Consider the following 23,761-nt stretch of genomic DNA (forward strand, 5'->3'; position numbering starts at 1 on the left):
AATTATAACCCGTTGACCTCGCGGGCGGCCCGCACCGCGGTCCGAGTCGTGAACGCGCTCGCCGGCGCGATCGTCGTCGTTTCAAGCGTAAGTGTGGCGCGCGTCGTCTGGTCGGCCGGTTGCGGGCTGGCGGCCTCACCGCCCGTCACGACCGCCCAGCGCGGCTCGTGCAGTGAGTCACGGCCGGGTGGCGCCTCGCCTGCCGGCGCGCCGGCATCACTCGTCGATTCAAGTGGACCGATGCGGACGAGTTGCGTGCCATCCGGGCCGCCGTGCTGCTCGCGATACCGGACCGTGTCGCCAGGGACGTCGCCGTAGACGACGACGTCGTCAGACCGGACGAGGAGCTTCCGGGCGCGCCGGAAGCGCTCGACGTGTTCGCTGACGCGGAAGCCCCGACCCGTCTGCGGCTGGAAAACGAACGTGTAAGTGACCTCCCGACCGGGCTGGATCGGCGACGGGCGCGTGTCCGTGGTGAGCGCCTCGGCACGGATGTTCGCGCCCAGGCTGCCGTCGACTGTGAGATACCACGGGACGTTGCTGTTCGTGTAGGTCGGATCGCCCTTGCCGTAGCGATGGTGCCCGTGGCGGACGAAGCCGTGTCGATAGGTCATGAATTAGCGTGTGAGCAGGCGTTCGAGCTGGCGGTCGAGTTCCTCGGCGACAGTCTGTGCGTCGGCGCCCTGCGCATCGATCTGGATGGCGTTCTCCTCGATGATGACCGTCTCGCCGCCGCCGTCGTCCAGTTCGGCAAGCGTGTCGGCCATCATCTCCGGCAGGCGGTCAAGCGGCATGACGGCCTCTCGGCCGTGGAGTTCCGCGGGCATCCCCGACTGTGGCGCGTCGACGATCCCGCCGGAGGCGAAGCCGGTTGAGGTGGTGGGGCCGCCGACGTAGCCACTACTAACGCTTCCACCGCCACCGCTGCCATCGCCACCGCCGTCACCGCCGTCATCATCGTCGCCGCCACCACCACTGCTACCGCCGCCGAAGTCGATGTCCGGCACATCGGGCACGTCAGGGATAGAGCCGATCTTGTCGATCGCCGCCCCCGCTTTGTCGATGATGTCCTGAATCGCTGAGGTTGCACCCGACACGTCGATACTATTCAGTACGCTTTCGATCCCGTCGACGATGCTGTCGAACGCACCTGTGACGAGCGACTTCCCGGTGTTTTCCAGCCAGTTGGCGACTGCGTTGATGAGGTCTGGGAAGAACGAGTTGCCGATGAGCCAGTCGTAGAAGGCGTTGAAGATGCTCTTCGCCGCGTCGATAATGATGTTCAACGCTCCCGAGAGGAGCTGTTTCCCATCGGTTTTCGCCCAGTCGACGATGCGATTCCACGTGCGCTGGAAGAAGTCCTTGATGTTGGTCCAGGCGCCTTCCCAGTCGCCACTGATGAGGTCCAGGATAACGTTGACCGTCGTCAGCAGTAGGTCGAGTCCTGTCTCACTAATGAGATTGATCGTCCCGAGGACGCCGTCGAAGATGCGGATGAGGTCGTCGCCGAACACCTTCCACGCGGACTGAATGAGATCGAGCGTCGGCTTGATGATGTTGTTCCACAGCGAGTTGAACGCCGTCCGTGCGTTCGCGAGGATGCCGTTCGACCCCGAGAGGTTAGCCTTCCAGATACGCCTGATCGCGTTGAGGCGCTCCCGGATATTGGTGAGGACGACCCCCATCACGCGCCTGATGACATCTCGGATCATCCGGAAGGTCTGGCGTCCCTCCGTCAACATTTGGTAGATGCTGCGACCGAACTCCGATCTCGCGTTCCTCGCGGGCTGGATGATCTGCTCCTTGAACGACTGCATCGTCGTTCGAGCGATGTCAGTGATGACGTTCAACGCCGTTCGGACCGTCCGCTTGATCTCGTTCCAATTGCGCTTGAACGCTTCGACGATGAGTCCTAGCGGACCGGGGATGATAACCGTCGCGAGCGTGGCCAGCGTCTCCCGCGGATTCTGTTTGATGAATCCAGTCAGGTCGCGGATGGTGTCTTTGACACGGCCGCTGTGTCGATCCCAGATCTTCGACGCCGTCAGCAGTGCGCCTCGAACGGTGGCCCCGATGGCCCGGATACCCGCGACAAACTGGCCGGAGATGTAGCGGATAATCCCGCTGAGGTTGGTCTGAGCTTTGGTGACGAACCCGCGGATGGTGTTGCCGACACGGCCAAGCGCGCCGTTCGTGGCGGAGTCGAGTGTTCGGAATGTCTTGGTGAGCTCTGTTTGGATCGCGCCGAAGACGTGCGTCGTCGCCTCGCGCATGCCGCCGATGTCGGCGACCCACGCCCCGACGAGCGTCGAGACCGCGATGACGAGAGCTCCCAGCGGGCCGAGCAGCGCCGAGACGGCGCCGGCGATCGCTGTGATCGCGGGTACGGCGACGACGAAGGCCGAGCCGAGCAGCCCGGCCGCGACGGCGCCGCGCCGCAGTGGCTCGGGGAGTTGGTTGAATCGCTCGACCGCCCGACCTAGGGCCCCGATGATGTCCGCAACTGCCGGGACGAGCACCTGCGTGACGGTGTTCCCCAGGCGCAGCAGCGGTGGGAGTGCCGAAAAAGTCGCGCCCAGCAGGAGGCGAAACTCGTCGCGGGCCACACGGAACGACTCGACGAGGAGGTCGAACGCGGCCGGCCCCTGTGTCGCGAGGAACGACGTTAGGTGCTCGAACACCGGAAGCGCGCGGCGGGCGAGGTCGAACAGTGCACCCGTGATCTGCGGGATGACGCGCATCGCCGTCTGTCCCATCGACCGGAGAGTCTGCGCGAACTGATCGAGCGGGCCGAGACTGTTGACGACTGACTGTACCAGCCCCGGCAGGGCGTTCAAGACGTCACGTATCAACGGAACAAACTGCTGGCCCAGCGGCGCGATGATGTTGGCAATCCGCGTCCGGAGTTGGGCGAACCGCTTGGCGAGTGCCTCTGTCGGCTTTTCGATATCGTCCATCCTGGTGGCGAGCTGGCGGCCGTAGGCGAGGAACCCGCTCGCGACGACGGTGCCGAATGCGGCCGCCAGCGCCCCTGCGCCGACGGCGACGGCGCCGATCGTCGCGACGAGCGGCCCGAGCGTGAGCGACAGCGCGCCCAGCGCTGGGATGAGCGACGCCGACATGACTGCCGACCACGTCGCCGACGACCCCGCCGCCGCCGAGGACGCTGACGAGTAACCGACAACCCCAGCCGTCGCGGCGACCGCCTTCCTTCCAGTCTGGTTGAGTTGGTCACCGAGGTTGTCGACGCGGTTACTCGCCAGCGTCGCCGGCGCGACCAAATCCGACATCTGCTCGGCGACGCGACCGAGCCGGGCGGACAGCCCCGTCGCGTCGTCGCCGGCACTCTCCATCGACTCGCCGGCGCGCTTGACAGCGGCGCGAAACTTCTGGTCGCCCTCGAGGACGATCTCGGCGAGGATCTCACCCTGCGCCATCTACGACCACCCTCCTGGCGGGTTGGCAGCGCCGGTGCCGCCGCTGTCCGACTTGTCCTGCTGGATCTGATTGTATGCCTCGTACATATATCGTCGTTCCGCAGACCCGCGGGGCGGGAGGTCGTGAGGGAGACACCCCCAGAACTGGCAGAACTGCGCGAATGCCTTGCCGTCCTTACTCCTGCCGAAACTTCTGGGCGTTGCGCGCCTCCTCTTCGTAGCGGAAGAACACCTCCGATAGGAGCTCCTGTCGCGTGCCCGACCGGAGGCGATGGCCGGTCCGGAAGCGATCGTCGTCGAAGGTCTCCTCGGTGGTGACGTCCGCGAGGAACGCAAACAGCCAGCGCTCGAACTGGGCGAGCGAGTCGAAGAACTCGCTGTCGAAGGTGACGTCATCGATGTCGTCGACGTCGGCGGCCTGCTCGTCGAGCGCGGCCATCAGCCGGAAGCCATCGGTCATGATGTCCTGCTCCTGGTCGGAGAGCTCGCGACACTCGATGGGCACCGTCGGCACGTCATCGGTGTGTGCCCACAGATCGGCCGTCCACGTCTGGTCGAGCGCCGCCTGCATCGCCGCCTCGGCCTCGGACAACTCCTCGGTGTCCAGCTCGGCGCCCGGACCGGTGCGACCCTCGATGGCGTCAAGCGTCTCGCGCTTCGCGCGGGCAGACAAGTGTCGCCAGTGGCCCTCGCCGTGGTCACCCGCAAGGTCGGCGAGTGCCTCGTCCAGGATATCGCTCTGTTCCTCGCGGTCGAGGTCGCTCCAGGCGTCGGCGTCCTGCATTGGGTCGGCAGTGTCGCCGTCGACAGCGGTACTCTCGGACATGGATTACAGCGAGCCTCCGGCGTCAAGGCGGACCGGACGCCGCCGGCTGTGAATGACGAACTCGCGGGTCGAGTAGTCCTCCGTCGCAACCTCGCCGGAGTCGACGACGATCACGTAGTCGTCGGTGGCAACTTCCCACTTGACGGTGCCGGCGTCGCGGTCAGCCTCGGTGTCGTAGACGGTGATCGACACCGCGTCGTTCGCGTTGCCGGTCTCGTCGCTGTCGACGTGGCCGCGGAGTTCGTAGGTGTTCGTGTCGATAAGTCCCAGCGTCTCCAGCTGTGCCGTGCCGGTGACGATGTCCGCCGAGAAGGAGAGCTCCCACGCCTCGCTGGTCGCGGTCTTGTCGCGGTGGAACGCCTCGTGGTGACGGGCATCCGTCACCTCTGTCTCAGCGGACATCTCGACAGTGTCCTTGGTCTTCCCGACGAGGTTCCACGTCGGGCTCGATGCGGTGTGATCGTCCGTATGTTCGATCTCGATGATGTCGCCAACGATGCTGTCTGGCATGGATGTGTGTGGGTGTGAGGATGGGTCTGCGTGCGGTCAGTGAGCGAGACGGCGAACGGAGGCGTTATTCGAGTAGGCGAGCCTCTTTCGTGATGGTGAGCTGCAGGTTGCCGACGAGTTCGCGACCGATGTTGGTCTCCAACTCGAATGCGTCGGCCTGGTCGATGCTGGTATGCTCGACGGTGCCGCCGAGCGTCCGGTCGGCATCCAGCGCCGACTCGACGGCAGCCATCTCCTCTAGTGTCGACAGGAGCATCTCTTCGGGTTCGAGCGCGTCACCCTGCTGAAAGACGGCAATATCCGTGTCGATGCGGTGGAGTTCGTGTGAACGTGACGACTCGACGGCGTCGCGCCGCCGCGAGAACGACAGCACCATCGCGTGTGGGTACTCGATCCCGCTGGGGCGCTTTTGCCCGAGGATGATCCACGGGTCGCGCTGGCTGTTGGTCGCCCAGTCGACGGCAGCGGCTTCCAGCGTCGCCGTGAGTCCGTCGAGTGTCTCTCGATACCACGGCCCCCACTCGATGCTCATCTGTCGAACACCCCGCAGCGTTCGAGCACGCACTCGCCGATGGTGCCGGCCTGTGCCTGTGTCTGAGTGACCGGCTCGGTCACGAAGTCGTGGGGTTCGGTGCCGTAGTGATAGATCGACCAGTAGATGGATTCGAACCCGCCGGGGTAGCCGTTCCGGCGCGCCCACCGCGCCAGCGAGTTCTGACTCGCGTCATATGGCCCGGGGGCGTGCGGCTCCGCCCCCTCGAGCAGTGGCTTGATGTAGTCGACGCCGCGCTTCCCACCGGCGACGACGCGTCCCGGTCCCGGGCCCTCAGTGTCGATAGTGCGGACTGTGGACTTGGCCGTGCCCGACGAGGTGGGGATCTCGCGTTTAATGTTGCCGACGAGGTCCTCACCCAGCGCCCGGAGGATCGCACTCCGGTGGCGCGGCCAGTTCTCGTCAATCCGCTCGAATTTCTGCTGGAGGTCCTCATCGAGACGGAATCCGCCGCTGATGCCGGCCATCTTAGATCACTCCGGCCGTCCGCCCGGACTCGCGGTGGGCTTTGAGCATCCCCCGCACCTCGCTGGTCATGGTCGACGGGAGTTGGACCGTCACATCGACGTCGTCCTGCTGGACGATGACGCCCTCGCGCATCTGCGCGAGTCCCGACAGCGTGTGGTTGACGAGTTTCTTCTCAGCTTCGGCGACATCGGCAGGCGGCGTCTGATACCCCCAGTCGAGATCGACCACCACGTTGTCGTAGCCACCTGGCCAGTGCTCGGGATCGCCGTCGGCGGCGGCGAGGCGAACGAGCTGGCCGTCGCGGACGAGGTACTGGTCGGCCGGGAGCGCCTCGCCGTCGACGCGCACCTCCGACACCGTGCGGATGGGCGTCGGCAGCGAGAGGAAGCGTGTGCTCGTCGGCCCGACATCCAGGGCGATCGTATCGCCGGGGTGGTCCTCGAAGTCGCGGCCGACGTACTCGTCGATTCGGGCCTTCGCTTCGACCTGCCGCGCCTCCAAGAAGGTGCGCCACTCGGTCGGGTCGTCAAAGCTATCGGACAAACCGAACGTGTCGGGGTCCTGCTGGACGTATGCCTCCAGTGCCTCGGGTTCGGCGTACACCGTCGCGCCACTACTGGTCGTGGGCATCGGGTTAGTTCAGGTCATTGACGACCTGTACCGTGAAGTAGTCGTCCTGCGGAGCGATCTCAACCGAGCCGTCCGAGTAGTTGACATGGAACTCGGCGTTGTGCGAGCCAGACTGACTCAGGTCGCCCGCCGCGAACGTGTAACTCACCGTGTCCGCGTCAACGACCGTCGCGGCCGCGCCCGAGACGGCGATCGAGCCGTCCGGCGCTTCCACGTAGAGATCGATCCCCGAGACAGTCGTCAGGTCGGCATCGACATCATCGAGCGTCTGCGTCCACGTCGCGTGGTCGTCATCGACCTTGCGGGTATGATCCGGCATCACTCCTTACCTCGGGCGGCGTCGATCACGTCCAGCGCTCCGGTGCGGTCCTTCCCGTCGGCTTCAGCGTCGTAGAGGGCGTCCAAGGCGGCGGCGTCGTACTCGGCGTCGGCCAATGCGGCTGTGAGCTCGTCGATGGTGTACTCGCCGGGGTCGAACGGTGGTGTCTCCGCACCCTGTCGATAGGCTGTTGCCTCGTCGACGTCGGAGGGGCGGAGTGCCCAGTTTGACCCCACCAGCGACTCCGCGCGCTCCGCGGAGAGCCCGGTCAGAAACGGCTCGTCGGGCGTGAGTCGCGGACCGTCGACCTCGCGCCAGCCTGCCGCATCTTCGCGGAGGCGGATGACGTGCGGCTCGACCGAGTCACCCATTCACGACCGCCCCCGCACCTCGATGTCGACCGTCTCCGTCGAGACGTCAGTGGCGTCGGCCACCTCTGCGAGCGGGCCGGCGCTGGCATCCTCCTCGAACAGCAACACCGTATCGGTGTCGTGGTCATACCGAACCACGTAGCCCGACTCCGTAGCGGGCGAGAGTACCGAGACGGACTCGATGTGGTCCAGCCCTGCATCGGCCGGTGTGAGCGGCTCACCGCCGCCGGTGTAGGAGCTGTCGAAGGCACCGGTCAGACGCTCGCGGCGCTGGTGGCCGCCGTCCCAGTCACTCTCGTCGCGGGTCCATGAGATTCCCATGTCAGGTCACCTCAGGGGGCCGCGATGTTCGAGGCGGTGACCACGCCAGTCTTCTCCATGACCTCGTAGTCGATCTTCGCGAGCATGTTGTAGATGGTCTCGATGTCGTTGAGGACGTTCCGCTCGGCGTCCTCGGTGCGCTTGACGCGCAGCGAGTCCTGCACGATGTACAGGAGGTTCTCCATGCTCGTGAGCATCGCGCGGTCGTCGGGCCACCCCAGCGGCGTCGCGATCTCGAAGCCGTAGGGCGTCGGTTCGTCGCCGTTCATCAGCATGGCATCACCGCCGTCCGTCGAACGGTCGGTCAGGTACTCCTGGTAGGCGTCCTTCTGCTCGTAGGAGGTCAGGAAAACCAGGTTCTGCGTCTTCTTGTACCGCTCGGGCATCGTGGTGCGCATCTGTTCGAACAGCGACTTGTCGATCGAGGCGCCGCTGTGGTCGTAGGTGCCCGGGTCCGAGGAGTCGTCACACACCTTGAGCCAGCCGTCCTCGATGGCGGAAAAGCCCGAGGTGGTGGTGTCGCCGACGGAGGCGAGGATCTCGAGGTCGCGGCCGAACTGTCGGACGAACAGCTGCCGGATGGTCTGCTCGGGGTTGGCGATAATCTCGTTGTTCGCTTCCCAGGTCTGCTCGAACGGCAGCGAGACCTTGGTGGTCGAGAACGGGACGTCCTGCGAGTCGATGTTCTGAAGCGAGACGCTGTTGCCCTCGCCGACCTGCTGGAACAGCTCCGTGCCGACGCCCAGCCGCGGGATGTTCCCCGACTCAGCCGTGGGCGTGAGCTGGTTGGCACGCTGGAGGACGCTCGACTGGTTTTCGACATTGAGCATGAACTCCTCAAACTGCTCGGGGTCGAGCTGCGAGCCCGCCGCGAAGTCGCTCTCGGAGACCTTTTCGAGCGCGGTCGCGTTCTGCTGGCGTGCGGACATCAGCTACCACCCCGCCGGTGCGAAAGGGCTGTTGGCCCACGTGCTCTCTTTCTCGTCAGCGCTCTCGCCGGGGTCGGCCTGCTGGCTGACGCCCTGCGCGTTCGCCATCTGTTCAACCTGCTCGCCCATCTGGGCGATGGCGCCCGCGAGTTCGTCGACTTTCTCCTCGGTGGACGGACCGTCGTCGATGTCGCCGTCGTCAGTCGTCTTTTCCTCGGTCTCGGCGTCGGCGTCACCGTCGTCGAGCTGTGCTTCGATGTCGTCGAGCCGCTCGGTGATCTCACCCAGCGTCTCCTCGATGTTGTCGCTCATTGTCGTAGTCTCTGTCGTAGAATTTGAATCGTCGTTGTCTGCGTCAGACGGGTCGGTAGTCGAGTTGTCTGTGGTGTCGGTCCCGGCGTCGGACTCCACTGGGCCTCCAGCACTGGATTCGACGTCCCGGCCGTAGGCCCCGATGGAGAACTCGTCGGTACGATCATCCGTGAACCGGCGTCGGCCGTGATCGACGTCCGACCGGTTCAGCAGGTCCAGCGCGGCGTCATGAACGGCCTTCGCGCTCTCGACATTCTCCGCCGAGAGCGTCCGACCGTCCTTGGTGGTGGACGCATCGGTCGGTTCGTCACGCCCGCCACCCAGCCACGACCGTGCCTTGCCGAGAAATCCCGACGGCGCGTCAGCCTCCGTAGCCTTGTGGGTCTGAAGGAACTCCGCGAGTCGCTTGGCGTCATCTGGGTCGTGCCCGCGCGCCTCCAGGTAGAGTCGTGCCTGGACGATGTTTTCTGTTAGGGCGGGCGCCGCTTTCGCGAGCCCCTTCGTCTCAGCATGCACGGCCAGTGGCACGGCGGGCCTGTCCACGGTCGATGTCTCCATGATGCGCCCCGACGTGATCTCCCGAGCGCGAATCTCGTCGCGGGTGACGTCCGCCTCGTCAAGCTCGGCCTGCACTTCGTCGGGAATGGAGACATCGTCAGGGAGTTCGCCGGCCTCGTAGACGCGGCCCTTCGCCGTGCCGCCGATAGAGAACCCGCCAAGGACGCCGTCGGCGACCAACTCCCAGAGCTTCTCGTCATCATACCGCCAGCCCTGTATCCACGTGCCGGCGGGGAGGGTCTTGTCGCCGATCGTTTCGGGCGCGTCGAGCTGGCGGTCCTCGACGAGGTTCATTGCGTCCCGTGGGAAGACGGCATGCATGACACCCGGGAGCGCATCGCCGGATTCAACGCGCTGCGTCCAGTTCTCCCGGAGGTCGCTGATGGTGTCGGCGCGGAGGAAATCTCCTTGATGGTCCAGTTTGTCAGGGGCTAAAACCGCCCCGCGGGCGATCTGCTCGGTGTCATCTTTTTCGAGGACTTCAACCCGCTTCTCGAAGTCACCGTCCTCGGACGATGCATCTCTTGGTAGTGCTGTTTCTGACATGGCTCTCGTAAATTACAACTTCCACACAGGCGCCGAACCGCAACGGCAGTTGGCCCGTTCGCTAATGGGCAGCCGCGGGTCGCCCGGCCAGCGGGCAGCGTGCCCATCCACCTCGAAGCTCGCGCCGACCGGGACGACCTGGCCATCCGCTTCGCGATGCGAGGTGCGTGTTCGCGTGTCGTCCTCGGCTAACCACCGCTTCCCCGGCACGCCGGCGTCTTGGAACGAGGACACCTGCCCGCGGCCGGCCGCCGCCGTTCCCTCAGTTCGGGCCGCCCGTTCGGCTTCCCACGACTCCATTTGGGGAAACACTTCTTTCGAGAGGATGCGCTCGATCTCGGGTTGGCCGAGGCCGTCGTCCCACGCCTCCCGCAGCGCCGTCGCGATGTCGTCGGTCATGCGCTGGCCGACCTCGTCGCTGGCGTCGACGGCGTACTCGTAGAGCTCCCGCGTGACGCGATCGCTCACTCTCGGGCCGACGTCGAGGTCGTACCGGCGGATCGCGGCCGCGCGGCCAGCCTCGGCGCCGTCCTGATACAGCGTGTCGAACGCCGCCGTGACGGCGTCGCGATGCTCGTCGAGCACGCGGGCGATAGTGCGCCGAGTCGCCGCTTCGCTTGCCCGGGCGATGTCACCCGTGCGGAGCCCACCGAGGATGTCAGCGTGCCACCGCCGAAGGACGGTGACAAACTCCTCGATGAAGGTCTCGATAACGGACCGCTCTTTCGGCGAGTCCTTCGCCAAGAGTACTGAGCGGCCGCCGTCGGGGCAGCAGCGACACATCAGTCGTCGGCGTCAGCGCTGACACGGTCCGTAATGCTGTAGCCGTAGGCCTTGGCCCGCTCAGCACGCCGTGCTGCCGCCACGTCACCAGCCTCGCCGCCACCTGACGACGGTCCGCCGGCGCCGCCCGCACCGGACATCTGGGATAACTCGGCGATGAGCATGTTGCCCTCCGGCCCTTCCAGCGGGTCGAGCCCCACCTTCTCGCGTGCCTCATTGACGGTGAGGACGCCCGCCGTGCCTTCGATCTCCAACTTCGCGATCTCGGCCTGTCGCTTCTCGTTTTCGGCGCCACGCAAGCGGAACTCGATTGCCCAGTCGTCGACGTCGAGCATCGTCTGATGGACGAGACTGCGTAGCCGCGCGGCGAACTTCTCCTGTTTGGGCTGGATCGTCTCGCTGGCGAAGTGGCGGCGCTGGGCGTCGGCGTTCGCCCGATTGATCTTCTTCGTGCGGCTGTAGATGACCGGTGGAACGCTGTGAGCTTTGGCGATGTCATGCTCATTTTCGCGCCGATACTCGATAAACGAGGCATCCTCTTCGACCCCGACCGTCAGCGGCTCGATACGGAGCGAGACGTCGTGGGCGTCCTCGAATGACGAGGCGATGCCGGAGACCGCCTCCAGAATTACGCCCCGATGCGACTCGTCGTTGTCCTTGAGCTCGGCGAACTTCTCTTCGAGTTCCGTCCACGCTTGGTCGGTGAGCTCCCCGCCTTCGACGATGACGGCGAAGCGCGGGACAGCATCGTTCTCGAAGAATCTCCTATTGTAGGTGCGCGAGGCGACGTCGCCAGTCAGCGTCTCCATCGCGGGGATGATATCCGGGATGCCGTAGTGCGGAGCGAGCGCCGAGTAGTTGCGGATGACGAGCAACTCGTTGGCGGGCGTGTCGACGCCGGCCATCGAGTCAGCGACGGTGCCGTCCTCGGAGTCGACGAACGTCTGGTCGTCACCGTAACGGTCGCCGGCCGCGCCGTAGTAGCCCTCAATAATGTTCGTGCCGGGGTCGATCTGGATGTAGCCCGCCCGATCCGTCCGCTTCCGAATTGAGTGGGCAGGAACGTGCGCTATCCCGGTCGGCTCGCCCGTCATGTCGTTGACGAGGATCTCGATCGCGAGCCAGCCGATGCCCTCGTAGTCGTCCCACGCCGTCTCTAGCACCTCGGCGGGGGTCGCGGGGAGCCGATCCGGGCCGAGCTGCCACGTCGAATCAGCGCCGAACCAAAAGTCGCGGACGGTGTCCTCGCCGGGCGGGGTGTCGCTGTCGGCGTCCTCCGCCGGGACGAGATCGAAGCCATGCCCGGCGACGGCCTGGGACTTCGCGTGGACACAGGCGGCGTGTGTCTCCGATCGCTCCTGAAGGAGTGCGAGGTTCGAGGGGTTGTATGGCGGGTCGTAGTAATCGGGCTCGCCGTGCGGGTCGTCGAGGTCGTGCTGCTGGCTGCCCTCTGCCTTCTCGATGTTCGTACTGGTGCGGTCCCCGCCGAAGCCGTCGTCGTTGAGCGCGTCCCAGGCGTCGCCGCCGTCGCTGCCGCCGACGGTGCCGATCACCTCAGAGTCTTCGGGTACGCTGGCGTCGAGCGTGGGATCGGGAGTGCCATCGTCAGGCATCTACTTACTCACCTCGCTGGTGTCACAGTTGCGATGCTGACCACGCGCCTTCGCGAGCGGGTTGTCGAGTGGTTCCCCGCATTCTGAGCAACTGTGTTCGGTCTGGATCATGAGTCAGAAACTCCGGGCGAACGAGCTGCCGCCACCGTCGCCGGAGCGGACCGACTCGGTGAAGACGGCATAGCGCAACGCGTCGAGTGCGTGATCGTCGACGTCGCTCCCGCCGACATCGTCCTCCTTGTATGAGAGGAATTCCTGAATCAGCGGGACGCACGACTCGGCGACGAGCAGGCCTGGCCGCCCATCGTCCGTCTCCAGGCGCTCGCGGACGTGGTCGATCCCCCCATCGATGTCCTTCTCGGCCTTGACCGCCGGCCAGCCCGCCTTGCGGAACGCGTCGATGTCCGCCGGCGCGTGCTCGCAGTAAACCTTCCCATTGGGCCGGCCGACCAGCCAGTCAAGCGCGGTACCCTTGTTAGGGTCCGCCGGGTCACCGACGTGGATGCCCGACTGATAGAGCATGTCGACGACAACGAGCTGGCCGTGTGGGGTGCGCCCAATATCTAGTAGGACGCGCGGATCCTTCCACCCGGCGTCGTATCCGTACATGCGCCAGTCGTCGACACGGTCGTGCGCCTCGCCGTCGGGGATGACGTGCTGCTGACGTGTGATGCCCTCGTACACCAGCCCTTCGGCCGCTGCGAACCCACCGTGAAGGCCCTGATCCTCGCGTGCCGTCCCCTTGAACTGACGCCGGATCTTATCGAGACCGTCTGGCGGGAGCAGCGTGTTGTGCTCCGTGGACGCGACGATCACCTCCATGCGGTCGGCCCACGGGAGAGGCTGCTCGTCGGCGTCGACTTGGCGCTCGGTAATGTCGTAGAACTGGTTAAACCCGTTGCCCGTTGACGTCCACAGTGTCGTGTTCGGGCCGATTTCGGTTCGCTGCCGCGTGATCAGCATCTCGTGGAGGTCATAGAGGTCGGTGTTCGGCGGGTAGTGGCCGACCTCGTCACACCAGATTCGACAGTACTCGCCCCCGGCGAACCGGTTCCACTTGTCCGCGCCACCGAGCCACGCGACATGCCCCGTGACGTACACGAGGCGCTTGTCGTTCGAGTGCCACGTGTCGACGATCGGGCTGTTTTCCGGGTCGCCGTCCTTAAACGGATTCGTATCTTGGCCGGGGAGGATCTTGAAAAAGACCGAGTACGTCGTCGACTTCCCCTTCTGGTAGTCCTGAGCGAGGACGAGGCTTTCACCGACGCCCTCGGTATCGGCGATGGCCCCGCGGTGGATCCATTGTCCGCCACAGCGGGACTTCCCACCGCCGTAGCCCGTGCGAAGGACGACGAGATCGACATCACCCGCCTCGAGCGTATCGCGGACGTGCGCCTGGTAGTTCGTCCACTGGTACTCGACGGTGGTCGATGCAGCTGCGCTCATTCGGTATCCTCGTCAGGGTTCCATGGCGTCTCGACGATCTCCTCGTCGAAGGTGACCTCAACCGGCCCGCCACCGTCGCCAGTGACCTCTCGCGTCTCTGTCGGCCCGTGATCAGTACGATCGAGAATGTTCGTCGTCAGCTGGCGGACCTCGCGGAGTAACTTCACGAACTGATCGTGGTCCTCGGCCTCGTCGAGACGGCCGAAGACGCCGTCGAGGCGCGACTGGAGCTTGGCGGTCGTCGCGTCGGCCATCTCGTCGAGCCGTTCCTGAGCCTTCTTTTGGACTTGCTCCGCGGACCCACCGTGGAAGCGGCAGACGTTCCCACCTGGGACCGCCGGCTGCTTGCATCGGTCACCCGTTGACTTCGCGGTCGCAGTACACCGGTCTGAATCCGCCTTGGGGTCTGCGTCCGCCGTGGGGTCGTCGCTCATGGTGTAGAATAGATCAGACAGTCAGCGCACGTCGCAAATCGCCATTACTCCTCGTCGTTAGAGTCGACCTGGACCTCTTTGTACGCCTGAAGAAGTGCTGCGTAGTCGGAGAGTTCGAGCCCGTTGTACGCGCCGAGAACACCAAGCGCCAGCCCGCCGAGGACCGTCGGGTCACCACCGCGGGAGATGGAGTACAACCCGATTCCGATCACGCCAACGTTGACGATGATCGCGCGGATGATCTTGAGCGTCTTCAGCATCGGGAGTCTCTCACCATCATCCTGGAGGGTGGTTTTGTACTCGTCGACAACTCCGTCGCGACAGTACCACGGTCGCGAGTGTTGCGCAGTCATCATGAGACATCCATGAGGGACTGGCAGTCACACTGTCGCTCGGAGTCGAGTCGGCACCGCCACTCAGGGCAGCGATTTGGACGGTACGTCGACGGTCGTGGGACGGCGTTGTCTGTGTAGCTCATGGGCTATGGTACTCGCGGAGACGAGGTGTGTCGGCGAGGTCAGATGTATTTGATTCGATCTGGAGTGGAAACGGAGGGGTGTGTCAGTGTGTCGCAAGGCCGTGCGGGGAGTCGAACCCCGGACAGGATGGCCCCGTAGAGGGCTTGGATCTCGCCACTCCCAATAGAGGCGTCTGTCACCTCCACAGGCACGGCAAGGCGGCCGGACTTGACAAGGGTCGAACCACAGGAACGATCGACACGAGGCTCCTCACGCTTGGGACGTGGCATATCACAGTGGGGAGTGCCGGCCGCTCGTGAGTCGGTGCTCTCCCTCGGGCGCTTGTGATCCCCGAAGAAAGCGGAGAGATCACGCCGTTGGGAGATGAACCAGCGCGGATTCGAACCGCGGCACGCGACGGCGTCAGTGTCGCGTACTCCCACCGAGCTACTGGTCCAACCGCTCAGCATCGGACTCCGCCACACGGTACTCGAGGCCGTTGACGTCCACGATCAGGAGGCCATCGGGCCCGGAGACGTCGCCAGCAGGAACGAAGTCGACGGCGTCTCCGACGAGATGTTGGTCCCCGAACGCGAACTGGACTCGGTCGTATTGCGAGAGGCTCATACTGTTGCCTCCCGCCGCCCCTCCTGATCAGCGTCGGTCCGGTTGATTGCGGCGACGATCGCCGCCTCAGTCGCGGCGCCGAGGCAGTCGTCCACGTGGTTGCCGTCGAGGCGGTGCTGGAGGGCGTGCTGCGCGAAGTCCTCGCGGGAAATGGTGACGCCCTTGAACTCGAGCGTCCGAATGGTCGCCTGAATGATCTCGCGAAAGCGCTCGTAGGAGATGTCTTTCTCAGCATCGTCCCAGATGCGATCGTAAGGCGACTCGGTGCCACACCGGTCGCAGAACACACCCTTCTCCTCACTCACAGAACGAGCGGGCCCGTAGCCGATCTCAGTGGTCTCCCGTCGGCGCTCGTACACTGACTCGAACTCCCGACCGAGCCCCTCTCGTGTCGGCTCGATTCGCTCCACGCGGATGATTCTGTGACAGGAGTTGCACACGTCGGATGCATCGAGCAGGTGCTCGTGGTAAGCGGGTGTCTCAGGCATGGTTGCAACAGACTCCTCGGCGGCCGTCTCTCCGGCCCGGTCGTCTCGACCTCCGCATGCGAGGCGTGAGGCCGCCGGTCGCCCGGTGTCGTCACCCGACCCTTGCTTGGCTGTACGCTTAAGTCATCGTGAGATTCCCATTTTGGGAGTTGGATTTCGCTAAGGTTCACCCAGATTTTAGCGCGGAAATTTGGTACAAAACTTCGGTAGCTCTCAAGTAGTATGCTGCATACAGGGCGCGAGTCTTGCAGGAGTCGGTTAAGCAGAAGGCATGGAGATGATTCTGAAAAAATATAACCCATGCGGAGACCTGATGGGTGTATGTCTGACCCGCCGCTCAATATTGCATACTGGGCCTCCCTATATCCCGTCTATACGGACTATGCTGACGAATACGAGCAGGCGATGAACGCCACTCGCCTAGTAGATCGAGCAGAACGGTTCTGGGACTGGAAGGGACTGAACAGAAGTATCCCATTCGAAACAATTGCCCCCGTACTCAAGCAACTCGATCGAGATGACTACATTACTCTGGAGCCACAAGAGGCGATTGAAACGCTATCAGACCATTTACTCGAAGAAGAGGTCGTCGAATCGAGCAGCGTCGTCACGTCAGCTTTTCTGCTCCATCTGATGGCAAGTGGGCCGGACCAGTATTCGGTGACATTCCCGATTTACGACCGCAGAGTGTGGAATGCGTACATCTATCTCTGGAGAATCCGGGGAAAAGGCCAACAGCTGTACAGACAGGCGAGCCAGAGTTCAGCTCAGTACGCCGAATTCTGTCATCGATTCGAACAAACCTGTCCCGATGGGGTGGCTCGTGAGTACGAACGCGCACTCTTCATGTTTGGTGGGTTCGTGATGAAGATCCCACCAAAAGACGCCCCCACACCGATCGAACGAATTGATGAGGTCATCAATCATCAAGAAGAGGCGCTAAATCGTATGCAAAACACACGAAACAATTCGCTAATCGATCGCAGTAGAATACTCAATGTAGGTCAATAGAGACATTCGATCATCTGATGAATGTAAGCTCTGTATGCAGCACGGTAGATCTGAGTAAAATCTAGTAGTTCTACAAGCGACTGCTGGATGCGGGGCCCGTCCCAGTCAAGGCCCGTGAATGCCGATGCCCGAACGGCGTTTCCTGATTGATCGAAGTGGAATACAATATGCAGGGTACTGAAAATCACGCCTACAGGCCAACTATTCAATTATTTTTCACCCATACCGCTAACTACCAGCCCTCTCATATTTCCCTTAATGCGTGATACCGTGAAGGAATCGGAGTGGGAGATACTCGATCCTTGGTGGACCACTTTCGCGAACCGAACGATGCCGCATGGCATTAGCGTGCGCAACACGGTTCTGAATACAGCACGGCTGGCGCAGGTGTGGCGGGAGCTTGACGCGTGGTGGGATGTTTATACTGAGACAGGCCACGAGACGGCCATTGCGATACGTGACCTTATCGAAGCGTCGAACGAGCGCTGGGCTACCGGACGAGGTCCATTCAATACTGATCCGCTTGCGACCGACGTCGCGACGGAGCGGTCGCTTCTCGGACCACTCCAACCCACTAACGAGCTTCAGTGGTCGTACTGGCTCGCGGAACTCCTACGCGTACCTGCGTTCGCAGAGCGAGTATTCGGACGCACGTTCTCCGACGAGCACATCAGGGTAGCTCGCGAGGAAAGCTACGACCGGGAAAACACAGATGGCAGCCGTCGAGCTGACATTGTGCTCCGACAAAGTGGAATTGGTGCCTCGATTGAGGTCAAGCTGCTCGACACCAATTACAGAAAAACCGCGGAGACGGCTGGGCTTGTCGAAGATGACGCCCCGCATCTTGAGTGGTCCCACTCTCTTGTCCTGCCGAAGTCACAGCGGGGGGCGCTCGTGGCTGGCGTCGATGTCCCAATTGAGCCGGTCGATTGTGGTTTCGAATATCTCATGTGGGACAAATCACAGCCAGTTCAAGTCATCTACTGGCGAGATATCACGACTGCGGCACGGCAGCTGCTTCGAGACGGTCTCATTAAGGACGACCAGTGGAACGCAGCGGCATATTTGTTCTGTGGGCTCGTCGAACAGCGACTACTGAATTTTCAACCGTTACCTGTGATCCAACGCATGGCTGACGCAGAACGGGTCACGGACACCACTCGTCCGATTCAATTAGGGGCGACACTGGACGAACAGCTAACACACTTGAAGCTAACAGTGGACACATGACCGAGGACTTCCTGACGATGGGGTTGCGCAAGGACCGCTATCTGAAGGCGATAGAGCTGCTTGAGCAGTTCGACGAGGAGATCAAGGCGACCATCCGAGACATCGGCCAACGGATGATGAAATGCCAGCCCGATTTATTCATAGAGGGTGTCGAGGGGGACGTGAGACTCAGACGGAAGCCATTCTCGTCCAAGAGCTGGGCCCGCGTGGACTACGAGATGGATCCCAACCGGACCCCCGCCGGTCAACAGCAGCACCTGAACGTCCACCTATACTGGATCTCTCCCACCGAATACGACCGTCACGACGTGGATGGGGCACTTCGAGCGTTCGGATACAAAATCAAGGGCGCGTCCACAGAAACGGACACCGAGGTGATTCAAGCGATGGGTGACAATTCGATGCTCGACACGGCTCCTGACCCGTTCGGTGACAACACAGTATTCTATCGCCACGTGAGCTCAAAGACAGAAATCGAGGAGACTGCGGAGGCGATGATCAACCATTTTGAAACTTTCGGCAATCGCTACAGCGGAGAGTAGAAAGGGTACGCGAGTGTCGTGGTATGGTCGCGCGTGTCCCGTAATTACGTGAGCACTTTCTGAATACATCCTCTGTACTGCAGCACGCGGGTTCTGACAGCAACTCGGTAGCTCACAGAAGCCTTGTTGCATACAAGGCGCGAATCTCCGAGAGAACTGTAGTAGAATCCGCGATTAGCAGTTACCTGAAATATCAAGACCAATAGAGATATATCCACATATAATGACTGCTTCTTATGAGTGATAATGTAAATCGTCGGACAGTCCTCGCTGCCACGGTCACGATGATTCTGGGAGCAGGCTGTATGGGGAATCCAGACAATGAGGCTGTGGATGTTATTGTACACAACCTCGATAGTACTCGCTATCGAACTATCGTCTCGGTGATTGGTGACGACATTGGCGGTCATGCGGGGACACAATCTCTCTCTCCGGGGTTAGAGGCGACTTTTGAAGAGTTAATCCCGACTATCGACTACGCTCCCGATTTTGTCATTGAGATTGTGCTCAACGGTGAAGTGAAATATTCAGAAACAAAGCAGTTGGATGACGGCTTTGAGCCTCGGTTCACGATCAGAGACGGTGAGATCACGATGGGCCGCTAAAGCGAATCGTAGAGGTAACTGATGTAGAGGCCCGTCGATAGCCCATCTAATTCAGCACAAACCAACCGAAACGGAAAATTCGCAGTGATAACTACATCCTCTGTATCTCGCACGTCATTTTTGACATTATATCGGTAAGTGGCGCTCGAAGTCGGTATGTGGGTTGCCTGTATTGACCGCAACCGGGTCAGGACCTATTACCGGGTGAAGGATTCAATAGAGCCAGTATGTAATATTGTAAGGAAACAACTTTCAGAGAATGGTCAGATCGTGTTTCGATAAATTAGCGAGTAGTAGAAAACCCGAGTTACCCGTCAAAACCCCATTCTGACTGGGAGGGATCAGTAGGTCGCGGCGAGCACGAGACAAGCTTCGCATCGTGGAGTTGGCGAAGCGCTCGGTGGATAGATGTCTCCGGACGAGCCATGCGATGGGTCAGTTGACGAAGGGTTCGCGACCCGTCGGTGTTTCGGAGCTCCAGAAAGACGAGCGACGCCGTCGGCGGGAGGTCGGCGAGTCGTTCACGAGTGCGCCGATCAAGATCGCCGAGCGTGGTGTCAGTCATCGTCACCTCCGTTTGCGTACCCCAGCGGGTTCGCGCTGGGATTCGACCCGTTGTCGCAGTGATCACGATGGTCGGTGAAGCCGGCGTGAACGTAGTAGGCCTCGCCGCAGAACGGGCACCGCCGTGGTGTGCGGTGGTGTGAATACACCGGATCCCAGAGCGCTCCACGGCCGTAGGCGTACTCGTCCAGGAGGGTGGCAGCTGCAACGCCGCCAACGAGGTTCGTGGCGAGTTCAGACTCAGATAGATCAGTGGTGTCGTTCATAGGTCTCGTGCCCCGTGCGCAGTTCATGCTGCATCGCAAGCCCGGCGATCATCCCGTTGCGCTGACAGTCGCGACAATGGTAGATCATCGTGCCCATCTTAGATCACCTCGATTCGATCGGCCGCCGTGTCAACGACGTGGTCGGTCTCCTCGAGGTCGACGAGAACGCGCGTCGCGAGGGTCTCCTCGTCCAGCTGGACATCGTGTGTGCCGCGGACGATCCCCGGCGTCTCGGTGCCGTCGACACGGGGGAGGCCGACCGCTATCCCGGCCAGCCCCGTATCGTCCCTGTAGCCGTCCGTGCTGTCCGTCTCGTCCGTACCGTGTGTGTTGTGCATCTGATCTGAGCCGTTGAACTTGTTCATCAACGGATTCGGCCGCGTTGAACCGCCGCGAGCGCCGTCGATCACGTCGCTTCGCGTCGCTTCAGCGAACGTACCCGTTGCTAACGCGTCCTTGCTTACACCACCTCCCACAACCGAAGTTTAGACGACAACAACGGGGGTGGTTTTGGGGGATGGAAGATCATCGTCAGCGACCCCCCTCAGCGGCAGTTCCGTTGATGAACTTGTTCAACGCCTCCGTATCCTCGTGAAGTCGATCAAAGTCGACGATGAGGCCACGTCCTGGAGCATCCTTATCGACCGACGTCTGGGCGGCAGCATCGAGCGCCCACGGATAGCCGTCATCGTGGAGTGAGCCGTCCTCGCCATCTCCGTTGACGATATCGTCGATGAGGTCGTACGCGTAGCGCTCAGAGACGTTCGCGACGCCGGCGATCTCCTTCGGCTTCACGACCGTCCCCTTCATCCCGGAATCCTTCTGGGAGGCGTAGGTGACGATCGCGGCGACCTTCTGCTCCTTGTTGGTCTTCTCGGTGCCGATGTCGCCGATCATCTCGAGGCGCTGCTCGAGGTCGTCAACGCGCTCCTGGAGCTCGCGGTGCTCCTCGATCGCGGCCTGGACACCGTCGACGATGGTCTCGTAGTCTTCGGGCTCGCCGGGGGCGAGCGCCCAGACAAGCTGCTTGAACGCAGCGTGATCCAGCGCCTCGGATGCCTCGCTCATCGCGACGACACCCCCAGTGACCGCTTCGCAACGACGAACGGGTCAGGCGCGACGCTGCCGCAGGTGACACACTCGATGGCACCGTCGGCGAGCTCACGCCCGGCGATAGCGCCACAATGGCGGCATGGCTCGTCGCGGTCAACGATCCCCGTCATGGGAGACGCACCTCCGCGTCGGCGCCGTCACCGACATGATACACCTGCCCTCGCCGGTCAAGTGAGTCGAGCTGCTCGACAACGCGCTCTTGGTCGATGCCGAGTTCAAGCGTGGCGCTCTCAATGAGTTCGGCACGGGTGACGGCGCCGTCGGTCCGCCGGGCGATTTCCTTGAGAGTCGTCCGAACCTGTCCGGCGTAGACGACCGCCATCTCACGCGCTCACCCCCGTTTCCGCGGCTACTTGTGGGGTCGCTATTGCGGAATACGGTGTAACACTCTGACTTTCGACAGAAATCTGAGACCCTACGTCCGGTGATCCGGCGTTGGATTGTTCAGATTTTTGATAGAGCCAGGGCAGGGATTTGAACCCCGGAAGTCTCGATTACAAGTCGAGTGCATGAACCGCCCATGCTCCCCTGGCGCACGCTGGGTTACTCGGGCCTCATATGAGTGCGTGTCGCTTTCGGCGAGGCTGACGCCTGTCGGTTTCTCAGAAAAGCGCGCCGGTCATTCGGGCTCAGTCGAACTCGCCCGCCGGTCCGTCGTCGGGCTCGTCTGCCGCGGAATCGGGTAGCGATTTCGTCAGTTCGACGCGGTGGAGGTCGTATCCCCGCTCCGCATAAAAGGCGCGTGCCCGCTCGTTGTCGGCGAGCGCCTCCAGCGCGACGCGTTCGGCGCCTGCCGCCGCGAGTTCGCCTTCGGCCGCGTCCAGCAGGTCGGCACCGATCCCCTCTCCGCGGCGGTCGGGGATCACGAAGAGGTTACTCACCGTACCGCGGACGCAGTCGCGCTCGTACCCCTCCCGATCGAGCGCGAAGCCGACGAAGCCGACCGGGTCCCCGTCGGCCTCGCGGGCGACGAGTAGCTCCCCGGTGACGACCGACCGAGCGACCCACTCGCGCACGGTTGCACGATTTTGCGCCGCCAGCAGCGTCGATCCGTGTCGGCGCTGTCCCGCAGCGAGCGCGACCCACAGGTCGGTGACGTCGTCGATGTCGTCGACTACCGCCGCCTCGACCGTCGGCCGCTCACCGTCGGGCATGTCGGTCGGTCGTTCGACGCCACGAAGCAAGAGGGTACCGACGGGAGAGATCCGCCCCCGACGAGGGCGAGAACTCTCGGAGCGTGGACGCGAACCTGCCGGCAGTCGGCGTCACACCTCGCGACATTCCGGACAGACGGCCTGCCCGTTCGCGCTCACCAGGTCCGGGACGAGCGCCCCGCAGCTCTCGCACACTCCCTGCGTCGTCGACTCGGGCGCCTCCGTCGTGACGGCTTCGCTCGCGGGGTTGACGCCGCCGTCGGACCCCACCAGTCCCTCGTTTCCGCGTCGCGCTCCGCGGATAGAATCCTCGTCGAGCGGCTCTCGAACGCCGTCGCCGCTACGCGGCGCACCCGCGGCGAGCGCGTCGCCGGCGGTGACGACGCCGACCGCCTCGCCGCCCTCGACCGCCACGACGCTGTCGACCCCTTCGGAGACGAGACGCTCTTCGACGGCCGCGAGCGAGTCCTCCGGCGTCACGGTCGGGAGGGGCGGTGACATCACCGAACCGACCGTCGGACCGTCGTCGCCGGGGGTCCAGCCGTCCGCGTCGAGGAGCGCCCCGAGTGCGCTCCGGCAGTCGAGCCGTCCGACCGGCTCGCCACCCCGGAGGACGACGAGACAGGTGGTCCCCTCGTCGACCAGCAGACTGGCCGCGTCCGCCAGCGGGTCCGACTCGCTCACGCCGAGGAACTCGCGATGCATCACGTCACGAACCGTGGTGTCTGTTCGCATAACACGTGGATCTGCAGGGACAGCCTAAAAGATGCCCCCGGTACCGTTATACCGACTCCGAGCGTAGCCAAGCGATCGGTTCCGAAACGAGGGGGTTCGAGGCGAGAGCAAGGCCCGCGCCGGACCGATCCGGACGCGAAAAGGAGGGTTCAAACCCTCCGGCGTTCGAGCGAACGTATGACCATTCCCTCGTTCGTGATCGGGATCGCGGGAGGGACCGGCGCGGGGAAGACGACCGTCTCCCGGCTCGTCACCCGCGACCTCGGTGACAGCGTCACCCGCATCCCGCTGGACAACTACTACGAGGACCTCTCGCATTTGGACTTCGAGGAGCGACAGTCGGTCAACTACGACCACCCCTCGGCGTTCGAGTGGGAACTCCTCCGCGAGCACCTCGAAGCGCTGCTGGAGGGCCAGACGGTCCAGATGCCGCAGTACGATTTCGAGATCCACAACCGGAAGGCGGAGCGCGTGACGGTGGAGCCCACCGACGTCATCGTGCTCGAAGGGATCCTCGCGCTGTACGACGAGGAGATAAACGACATGATGGATCTCCGGCTGTTCGTCGAAACCGACGCCGACGTCCGCATCCTCCGCCGGATCCGTCGAGACGTCATCGAACGCGGCCGCGACCTGGAAGGGGTCATCGACCAGTACCTCTCGACGGTGAAGCCGATGCACGAGCAGTTCATCGAACCCTCGAAGAAGCACGCTGACGTGATCATCCCCGAGGGCGCCAACAGCGTCGCCGTGAACCTCCTCGAAGAGAAACTCCGCGCCGAGGTCGAGGGTGAAGCGGTCCGGAGCTGGGAACGCGGCAGCTTAGAGGAGGAACTCGGGGAGAAGCGCTCGCTCGATATGGACGACGACGATTGAATCAGCCGGTGCAGTAGGTGCACCCACCCGAGTACC

The 23,761-nt window shown here is 63.1% G+C and carries 31 protein-coding genes and 2 tRNA genes; 5 read left to right on the forward strand and 28 right to left on the reverse strand.

All coding sequences use genetic code 11. From position 1 onward, the window contains the following. Nucleotides 1-2 precede the first annotated feature (2 nt). From ACNS84_RS12905 to ACNS84_RS13000, 20 genes are all read right to left on the reverse strand, one after another. Nucleotides 3-614 (reverse strand): hypothetical protein, encoded by a 612-nt coding sequence (locus tag ACNS84_RS12905; RefSeq protein ID WP_435075281.1) that lies wholly within the window; start codon nucleotides 612-614, stop codon nucleotides 3-5. Between the two features lie 3 nt (nucleotides 615-617). Further along, nucleotides 618-3,437 (reverse strand): phage tail protein, encoded by a 2,820-nt coding sequence (locus ACNS84_RS12910; RefSeq protein ID WP_435075282.1) that lies wholly within the window; start codon nucleotides 3,435-3,437, stop codon nucleotides 618-620. Between the two features lie 175 nt (nucleotides 3,438-3,612). Continuing rightward, entirely contained in the window at nucleotides 3,613-4,263 is a 651-nt protein-coding gene (locus ACNS84_RS12915) for a hypothetical protein (protein WP_435075283.1), read from the reverse strand. Between the two features lie 3 nt (nucleotides 4,264-4,266). Then, nucleotides 4,267-4,773 (reverse strand): hypothetical protein, encoded by a 507-nt coding sequence (locus tag ACNS84_RS12920; RefSeq protein WP_435075284.1) that lies wholly within the window; start codon nucleotides 4,771-4,773, stop codon nucleotides 4,267-4,269. 64 nt (nucleotides 4,774-4,837) lie between these two features. Next, nucleotides 4,838-5,305, reverse strand: a complete 468-nt coding sequence (locus ACNS84_RS12925; RefSeq protein WP_435075285.1) for a hypothetical protein — start codon at nucleotides 5,303-5,305, stop codon at nucleotides 4,838-4,840. Next, on the reverse strand, nucleotides 5,302-5,793 hold the full coding sequence (locus ACNS84_RS12930) for a hypothetical protein (protein WP_435075286.1): 492 nt from the start codon (nucleotides 5,791-5,793) through the stop codon (nucleotides 5,302-5,304). The genes ACNS84_RS12925 and ACNS84_RS12930 overlap by 4 nt, the downstream gene beginning before the upstream one ends. Nucleotide 5,794: 1 nt before the next feature. Beyond that, complete coding sequence (locus ACNS84_RS12935) at nucleotides 5,795-6,424, reverse strand: hypothetical protein (RefSeq protein WP_435075287.1); 630 nt, start codon at nucleotides 6,422-6,424, stop codon at nucleotides 5,795-5,797. A gap of 4 nt (nucleotides 6,425-6,428) precedes the next feature. Beyond that, complete coding sequence (locus ACNS84_RS12940; RefSeq protein WP_435075288.1) at nucleotides 6,429-6,743, reverse strand: hypothetical protein; 315 nt, start codon at nucleotides 6,741-6,743, stop codon at nucleotides 6,429-6,431. Next, complete coding sequence (locus tag ACNS84_RS12945; protein WP_435075289.1) at nucleotides 6,743-7,114, reverse strand: hypothetical protein; 372 nt, start codon at nucleotides 7,112-7,114, stop codon at nucleotides 6,743-6,745. Before ACNS84_RS12945 ends, ACNS84_RS12940 begins: the two co-directional genes overlap by 1 nt. Beyond that, a complete protein-coding gene (locus ACNS84_RS12950) occupies nucleotides 7,115-7,435 on the reverse strand; it encodes a hypothetical protein (protein ID WP_435075290.1) in 321 nt (106 codons plus the stop codon). Between the two features lie 11 nt (nucleotides 7,436-7,446). Continuing rightward, nucleotides 7,447-8,364, reverse strand: a complete 918-nt coding sequence (locus ACNS84_RS12955) for a hypothetical protein (protein WP_435075291.1) — start codon at nucleotides 8,362-8,364, stop codon at nucleotides 7,447-7,449. Nucleotides 8,365-8,367: 3 nt separating this feature from the next. After that, the gene (locus tag ACNS84_RS12960; RefSeq protein ID WP_435075292.1) at nucleotides 8,368-9,780 is read right to left on the reverse strand and encodes an XkdF-like putative serine protease domain-containing protein; all 1,413 of its coding nucleotides are present in this window, start codon (nucleotides 9,778-9,780) and stop codon (nucleotides 8,368-8,370) included. A gap of 12 nt (nucleotides 9,781-9,792) precedes the next feature. Further along, nucleotides 9,793-10,524 carry a phage minor head protein gene (locus ACNS84_RS12965; RefSeq protein ID WP_435075293.1) on the reverse strand — a complete coding sequence of 244 codons (732 nt, stop codon included), beginning with the start codon at nucleotides 10,522-10,524 and terminating at the stop codon, nucleotides 9,793-9,795. A 38-nt stretch (nucleotides 10,525-10,562) separates the two neighbouring features. Beyond that, complete coding sequence (locus tag ACNS84_RS12970) at nucleotides 10,563-12,176, reverse strand: phage portal protein (protein WP_435075294.1); 1,614 nt, start codon at nucleotides 12,174-12,176, stop codon at nucleotides 10,563-10,565. Between the two features lie 114 nt (nucleotides 12,177-12,290). Beyond that, a complete protein-coding gene (locus tag ACNS84_RS12975) occupies nucleotides 12,291-13,622 on the reverse strand; it encodes a terminase large subunit domain-containing protein (RefSeq protein ID WP_435075295.1) in 1,332 nt (443 codons plus the stop codon). Continuing rightward, nucleotides 13,619-14,056, reverse strand: a complete 438-nt coding sequence (locus ACNS84_RS12980; protein ID WP_435075296.1) for a hypothetical protein — start codon at nucleotides 14,054-14,056, stop codon at nucleotides 13,619-13,621. Before ACNS84_RS12980 ends, ACNS84_RS12975 begins: the two co-directional genes overlap by 4 nt. Nucleotides 14,057-14,100: 44 nt before the next feature. Further along, nucleotides 14,101-14,409, reverse strand: coding sequence for a hypothetical protein (locus ACNS84_RS12985; protein ID WP_435075297.1), 309 nt, complete (start codon nucleotides 14,407-14,409; stop codon nucleotides 14,101-14,103). A 490-nt stretch (nucleotides 14,410-14,899) separates the two neighbouring features. After that, nucleotides 14,900-14,971, reverse strand: a tRNA-Gln gene (locus ACNS84_RS12990). After that, a complete protein-coding gene (locus ACNS84_RS12995) occupies nucleotides 14,962-15,141 on the reverse strand; it encodes a hypothetical protein (protein WP_435075298.1) in 180 nt (59 codons plus the stop codon). The genes ACNS84_RS12990 and ACNS84_RS12995 overlap by 10 nt, the downstream gene beginning before the upstream one ends. Then, the gene (locus ACNS84_RS13000; RefSeq protein WP_435075299.1) at nucleotides 15,138-15,629 is read right to left on the reverse strand and encodes a peptide ABC transporter substrate-binding protein; all 492 of its coding nucleotides are present in this window, start codon (nucleotides 15,627-15,629) and stop codon (nucleotides 15,138-15,140) included. The genes ACNS84_RS12995 and ACNS84_RS13000 overlap by 4 nt, the downstream gene beginning before the upstream one ends. Nucleotides 15,630-15,950: 321 nt before the next feature. Between ACNS84_RS13000 and ACNS84_RS13005 the strand changes: the two genes are divergently transcribed. The 4 genes from ACNS84_RS13005 to ACNS84_RS13020 all read left to right on the forward strand — a co-directional run bounded on the left by ACNS84_RS13005 (nucleotide 15,951) and on the right by ACNS84_RS13020 (nucleotide 19,017). After that, on the forward strand, nucleotides 15,951-16,640 hold the full coding sequence (locus tag ACNS84_RS13005; protein WP_435075300.1) for a hypothetical protein: 690 nt from the start codon (nucleotides 15,951-15,953) through the stop codon (nucleotides 16,638-16,640). 258 nt (nucleotides 16,641-16,898) lie between these two features. Next, the gene (locus ACNS84_RS13010; protein WP_435075301.1) at nucleotides 16,899-17,870 is read left to right on the forward strand and encodes a hypothetical protein; all 972 of its coding nucleotides are present in this window, start codon (nucleotides 16,899-16,901) and stop codon (nucleotides 17,868-17,870) included. Continuing rightward, a complete protein-coding gene (locus ACNS84_RS13015) occupies nucleotides 17,867-18,412 on the forward strand; it encodes a hypothetical protein (RefSeq protein ID WP_435075302.1) in 546 nt (181 codons plus the stop codon). The genes ACNS84_RS13010 and ACNS84_RS13015 overlap by 4 nt, the downstream gene beginning before the upstream one ends. A gap of 305 nt (nucleotides 18,413-18,717) precedes the next feature. Then, nucleotides 18,718-19,017, forward strand: coding sequence for a hypothetical protein (locus ACNS84_RS13020; protein WP_435075303.1), 300 nt, complete (start codon nucleotides 18,718-18,720; stop codon nucleotides 19,015-19,017). Nucleotides 19,018-19,574: 557 nt separating this feature from the next. Here ACNS84_RS13020 and ACNS84_RS13025 read toward each other — a convergent pair. The 8 genes from ACNS84_RS13025 to ACNS84_RS13060 form a co-directional block, all read right to left on the reverse strand. Then, entirely contained in the window at nucleotides 19,575-19,847 is a 273-nt protein-coding gene (locus ACNS84_RS13025) for a hypothetical protein (RefSeq protein ID WP_435075304.1), read from the reverse strand. 98 nt (nucleotides 19,848-19,945) lie between these two features. Beyond that, entirely contained in the window at nucleotides 19,946-20,185 is a 240-nt protein-coding gene (locus tag ACNS84_RS13030) for a hypothetical protein (RefSeq protein WP_435075305.1), read from the reverse strand. Between the two features lie 193 nt (nucleotides 20,186-20,378). Beyond that, the gene (locus ACNS84_RS13035; RefSeq protein WP_435075306.1) at nucleotides 20,379-20,915 is read right to left on the reverse strand and encodes a hypothetical protein; all 537 of its coding nucleotides are present in this window, start codon (nucleotides 20,913-20,915) and stop codon (nucleotides 20,379-20,381) included. Next, nucleotides 20,912-21,070: a hypothetical protein gene (locus ACNS84_RS13040; protein ID WP_435075307.1), complete on the reverse strand. Its 159-nt coding sequence runs from the start codon at nucleotides 21,068-21,070 to the stop codon at nucleotides 20,912-20,914. Before ACNS84_RS13040 ends, ACNS84_RS13035 begins: the two co-directional genes overlap by 4 nt. Continuing rightward, nucleotides 21,067-21,282 carry a hypothetical protein gene (locus ACNS84_RS13045; protein ID WP_435075308.1) on the reverse strand — a complete coding sequence of 72 codons (216 nt, stop codon included), beginning with the start codon at nucleotides 21,280-21,282 and terminating at the stop codon, nucleotides 21,067-21,069. Before ACNS84_RS13045 ends, ACNS84_RS13040 begins: the two co-directional genes overlap by 4 nt. Before the next feature lie 137 nt (nucleotides 21,283-21,419). After that, nucleotides 21,420-21,493, reverse strand: a tRNA-Thr gene (locus ACNS84_RS13050). 96 nt (nucleotides 21,494-21,589) lie between these two features. Next, entirely contained in the window at nucleotides 21,590-22,114 is a 525-nt protein-coding gene (locus ACNS84_RS13055) for a GNAT family N-acetyltransferase (RefSeq protein WP_435075309.1), read from the reverse strand. A gap of 111 nt (nucleotides 22,115-22,225) precedes the next feature. Continuing rightward, entirely contained in the window at nucleotides 22,226-22,849 is a 624-nt protein-coding gene (locus ACNS84_RS13060) for a CBS domain-containing protein (protein ID WP_435075310.1), read from the reverse strand. 177 nt (nucleotides 22,850-23,026) lie between these two features. Between ACNS84_RS13060 and udk the strand changes: the two genes are divergently transcribed. Further along, complete coding sequence (gene udk / locus ACNS84_RS13065; RefSeq protein ID WP_435075311.1) at nucleotides 23,027-23,725, forward strand: uridine kinase; 699 nt, start codon at nucleotides 23,027-23,029, stop codon at nucleotides 23,723-23,725. Nucleotides 23,726-23,761: the final 36 nt, after the last annotated feature.

This window comes from Halorubrum wangae (assembly GCF_051194135.1).
GTDB lineage: Archaea > Halobacteriota > Halobacteria > Halobacteriales > Haloferacaceae > Halorubrum.

Bases quoted from the DNA above. Each gene is read 5' to 3' on its own strand.
- ACNS84_RS12905 (WP_435075281.1), bottom strand. From the start codon at position 614: ATGACCTATCGACACGGCTTCGTCCGCCACGGGCACCATCGCTACGGC.
- ACNS84_RS12910 (WP_435075282.1), bottom strand. From the start codon at position 3,437: ATGGCGCAGGGTGAGATCCTCGCCGAGATCGTCCTCGAGGGCGACCAG.
- ACNS84_RS12915 (WP_435075283.1), bottom strand. From the start codon at position 4,263: ATGTCCGAGAGTACCGCTGTCGACGGCGACACTGCCGACCCAATGCAG.
- ACNS84_RS12920 (WP_435075284.1), bottom strand. From the start codon at position 4,773: ATGCCAGACAGCATCGTTGGCGACATCATCGAGATCGAACATACGGAC.
- ACNS84_RS12925 (WP_435075285.1), bottom strand. From the start codon at position 5,305: ATGAGCATCGAGTGGGGGCCGTGGTATCGAGAGACACTCGACGGACTC.
- ACNS84_RS12930 (WP_435075286.1), bottom strand. From the start codon at position 5,793: ATGGCCGGCATCAGCGGCGGATTCCGTCTCGATGAGGACCTCCAGCAG.
- ACNS84_RS12935 (WP_435075287.1), bottom strand. From the start codon at position 6,424: ATGCCCACGACCAGTAGTGGCGCGACGGTGTACGCCGAACCCGAGGCA.
- ACNS84_RS12940 (WP_435075288.1), bottom strand. From the start codon at position 6,743: ATGCCGGATCATACCCGCAAGGTCGATGACGACCACGCGACGTGGACG.
- ACNS84_RS12945 (WP_435075289.1), bottom strand. From the start codon at position 7,114: ATGGGTGACTCGGTCGAGCCGCACGTCATCCGCCTCCGCGAAGATGCG.
- ACNS84_RS12950 (WP_435075290.1), bottom strand. From the start codon at position 7,435: ATGGGAATCTCATGGACCCGCGACGAGAGTGACTGGGACGGCGGCCAC.
- ACNS84_RS12955 (WP_435075291.1), bottom strand. From the start codon at position 8,364: ATGTCCGCACGCCAGCAGAACGCGACCGCGCTCGAAAAGGTCTCCGAG.
- ACNS84_RS12960 (WP_435075292.1), bottom strand. From the start codon at position 9,780: ATGTCAGAAACAGCACTACCAAGAGATGCATCGTCCGAGGACGGTGAC.
- ACNS84_RS12970 (WP_435075294.1), bottom strand. From the start codon at position 12,176: ATGCCTGACGATGGCACTCCCGATCCCACGCTCGACGCCAGCGTACCC.
- ACNS84_RS12975 (WP_435075295.1), bottom strand. From the start codon at position 13,622: ATGAGCGCAGCTGCATCGACCACCGTCGAGTACCAGTGGACGAACTAC.
- ACNS84_RS12980 (WP_435075296.1), bottom strand. From the start codon at position 14,056: ATGAGCGACGACCCCACGGCGGACGCAGACCCCAAGGCGGATTCAGAC.
- ACNS84_RS12985 (WP_435075297.1), bottom strand. From the start codon at position 14,409: ATGACTGCGCAACACTCGCGACCGTGGTACTGTCGCGACGGAGTTGTC.
- ACNS84_RS12995 (WP_435075298.1), bottom strand. From the start codon at position 15,141: ATGAGCCTCTCGCAATACGACCGAGTCCAGTTCGCGTTCGGGGACCAA.
- ACNS84_RS13000 (WP_435075299.1), bottom strand. From the start codon at position 15,629: ATGCCTGAGACACCCGCTTACCACGAGCACCTGCTCGATGCATCCGAC.
- ACNS84_RS13005 (WP_435075300.1), top strand. From the start codon at position 15,951: ATGTCTGACCCGCCGCTCAATATTGCATACTGGGCCTCCCTATATCCC.
- ACNS84_RS13010 (WP_435075301.1), top strand. From the start codon at position 16,899: ATGCGTGATACCGTGAAGGAATCGGAGTGGGAGATACTCGATCCTTGG.
- ACNS84_RS13015 (WP_435075302.1), top strand. From the start codon at position 17,867: ATGACCGAGGACTTCCTGACGATGGGGTTGCGCAAGGACCGCTATCTG.
- ACNS84_RS13020 (WP_435075303.1), top strand. From the start codon at position 18,718: ATGGGGAATCCAGACAATGAGGCTGTGGATGTTATTGTACACAACCTC.
- ACNS84_RS13025 (WP_435075304.1), bottom strand. From the start codon at position 19,847: ATGAACGACACCACTGATCTATCTGAGTCTGAACTCGCCACGAACCTC.
- ACNS84_RS13030 (WP_435075305.1), bottom strand. From the start codon at position 20,185: ATGCACAACACACACGGTACGGACGAGACGGACAGCACGGACGGCTAC.
- ACNS84_RS13035 (WP_435075306.1), bottom strand. From the start codon at position 20,915: ATGAGCGAGGCATCCGAGGCGCTGGATCACGCTGCGTTCAAGCAGCTT.
- ACNS84_RS13040 (WP_435075307.1), bottom strand. From the start codon at position 21,070: ATGACGGGGATCGTTGACCGCGACGAGCCATGCCGCCATTGTGGCGCT.
- ACNS84_RS13045 (WP_435075308.1), bottom strand. From the start codon at position 21,282: ATGGCGGTCGTCTACGCCGGACAGGTTCGGACGACTCTCAAGGAAATC.
- ACNS84_RS13055 (WP_435075309.1), bottom strand. From the start codon at position 22,114: ATGCCCGACGGTGAGCGGCCGACGGTCGAGGCGGCGGTAGTCGACGAC.
- ACNS84_RS13060 (WP_435075310.1), bottom strand. From the start codon at position 22,849: ATGCGAACAGACACCACGGTTCGTGACGTGATGCATCGCGAGTTCCTC.
- udk (WP_435075311.1), top strand. From the start codon at position 23,027: ATGACCATTCCCTCGTTCGTGATCGGGATCGCGGGAGGGACCGGCGCG.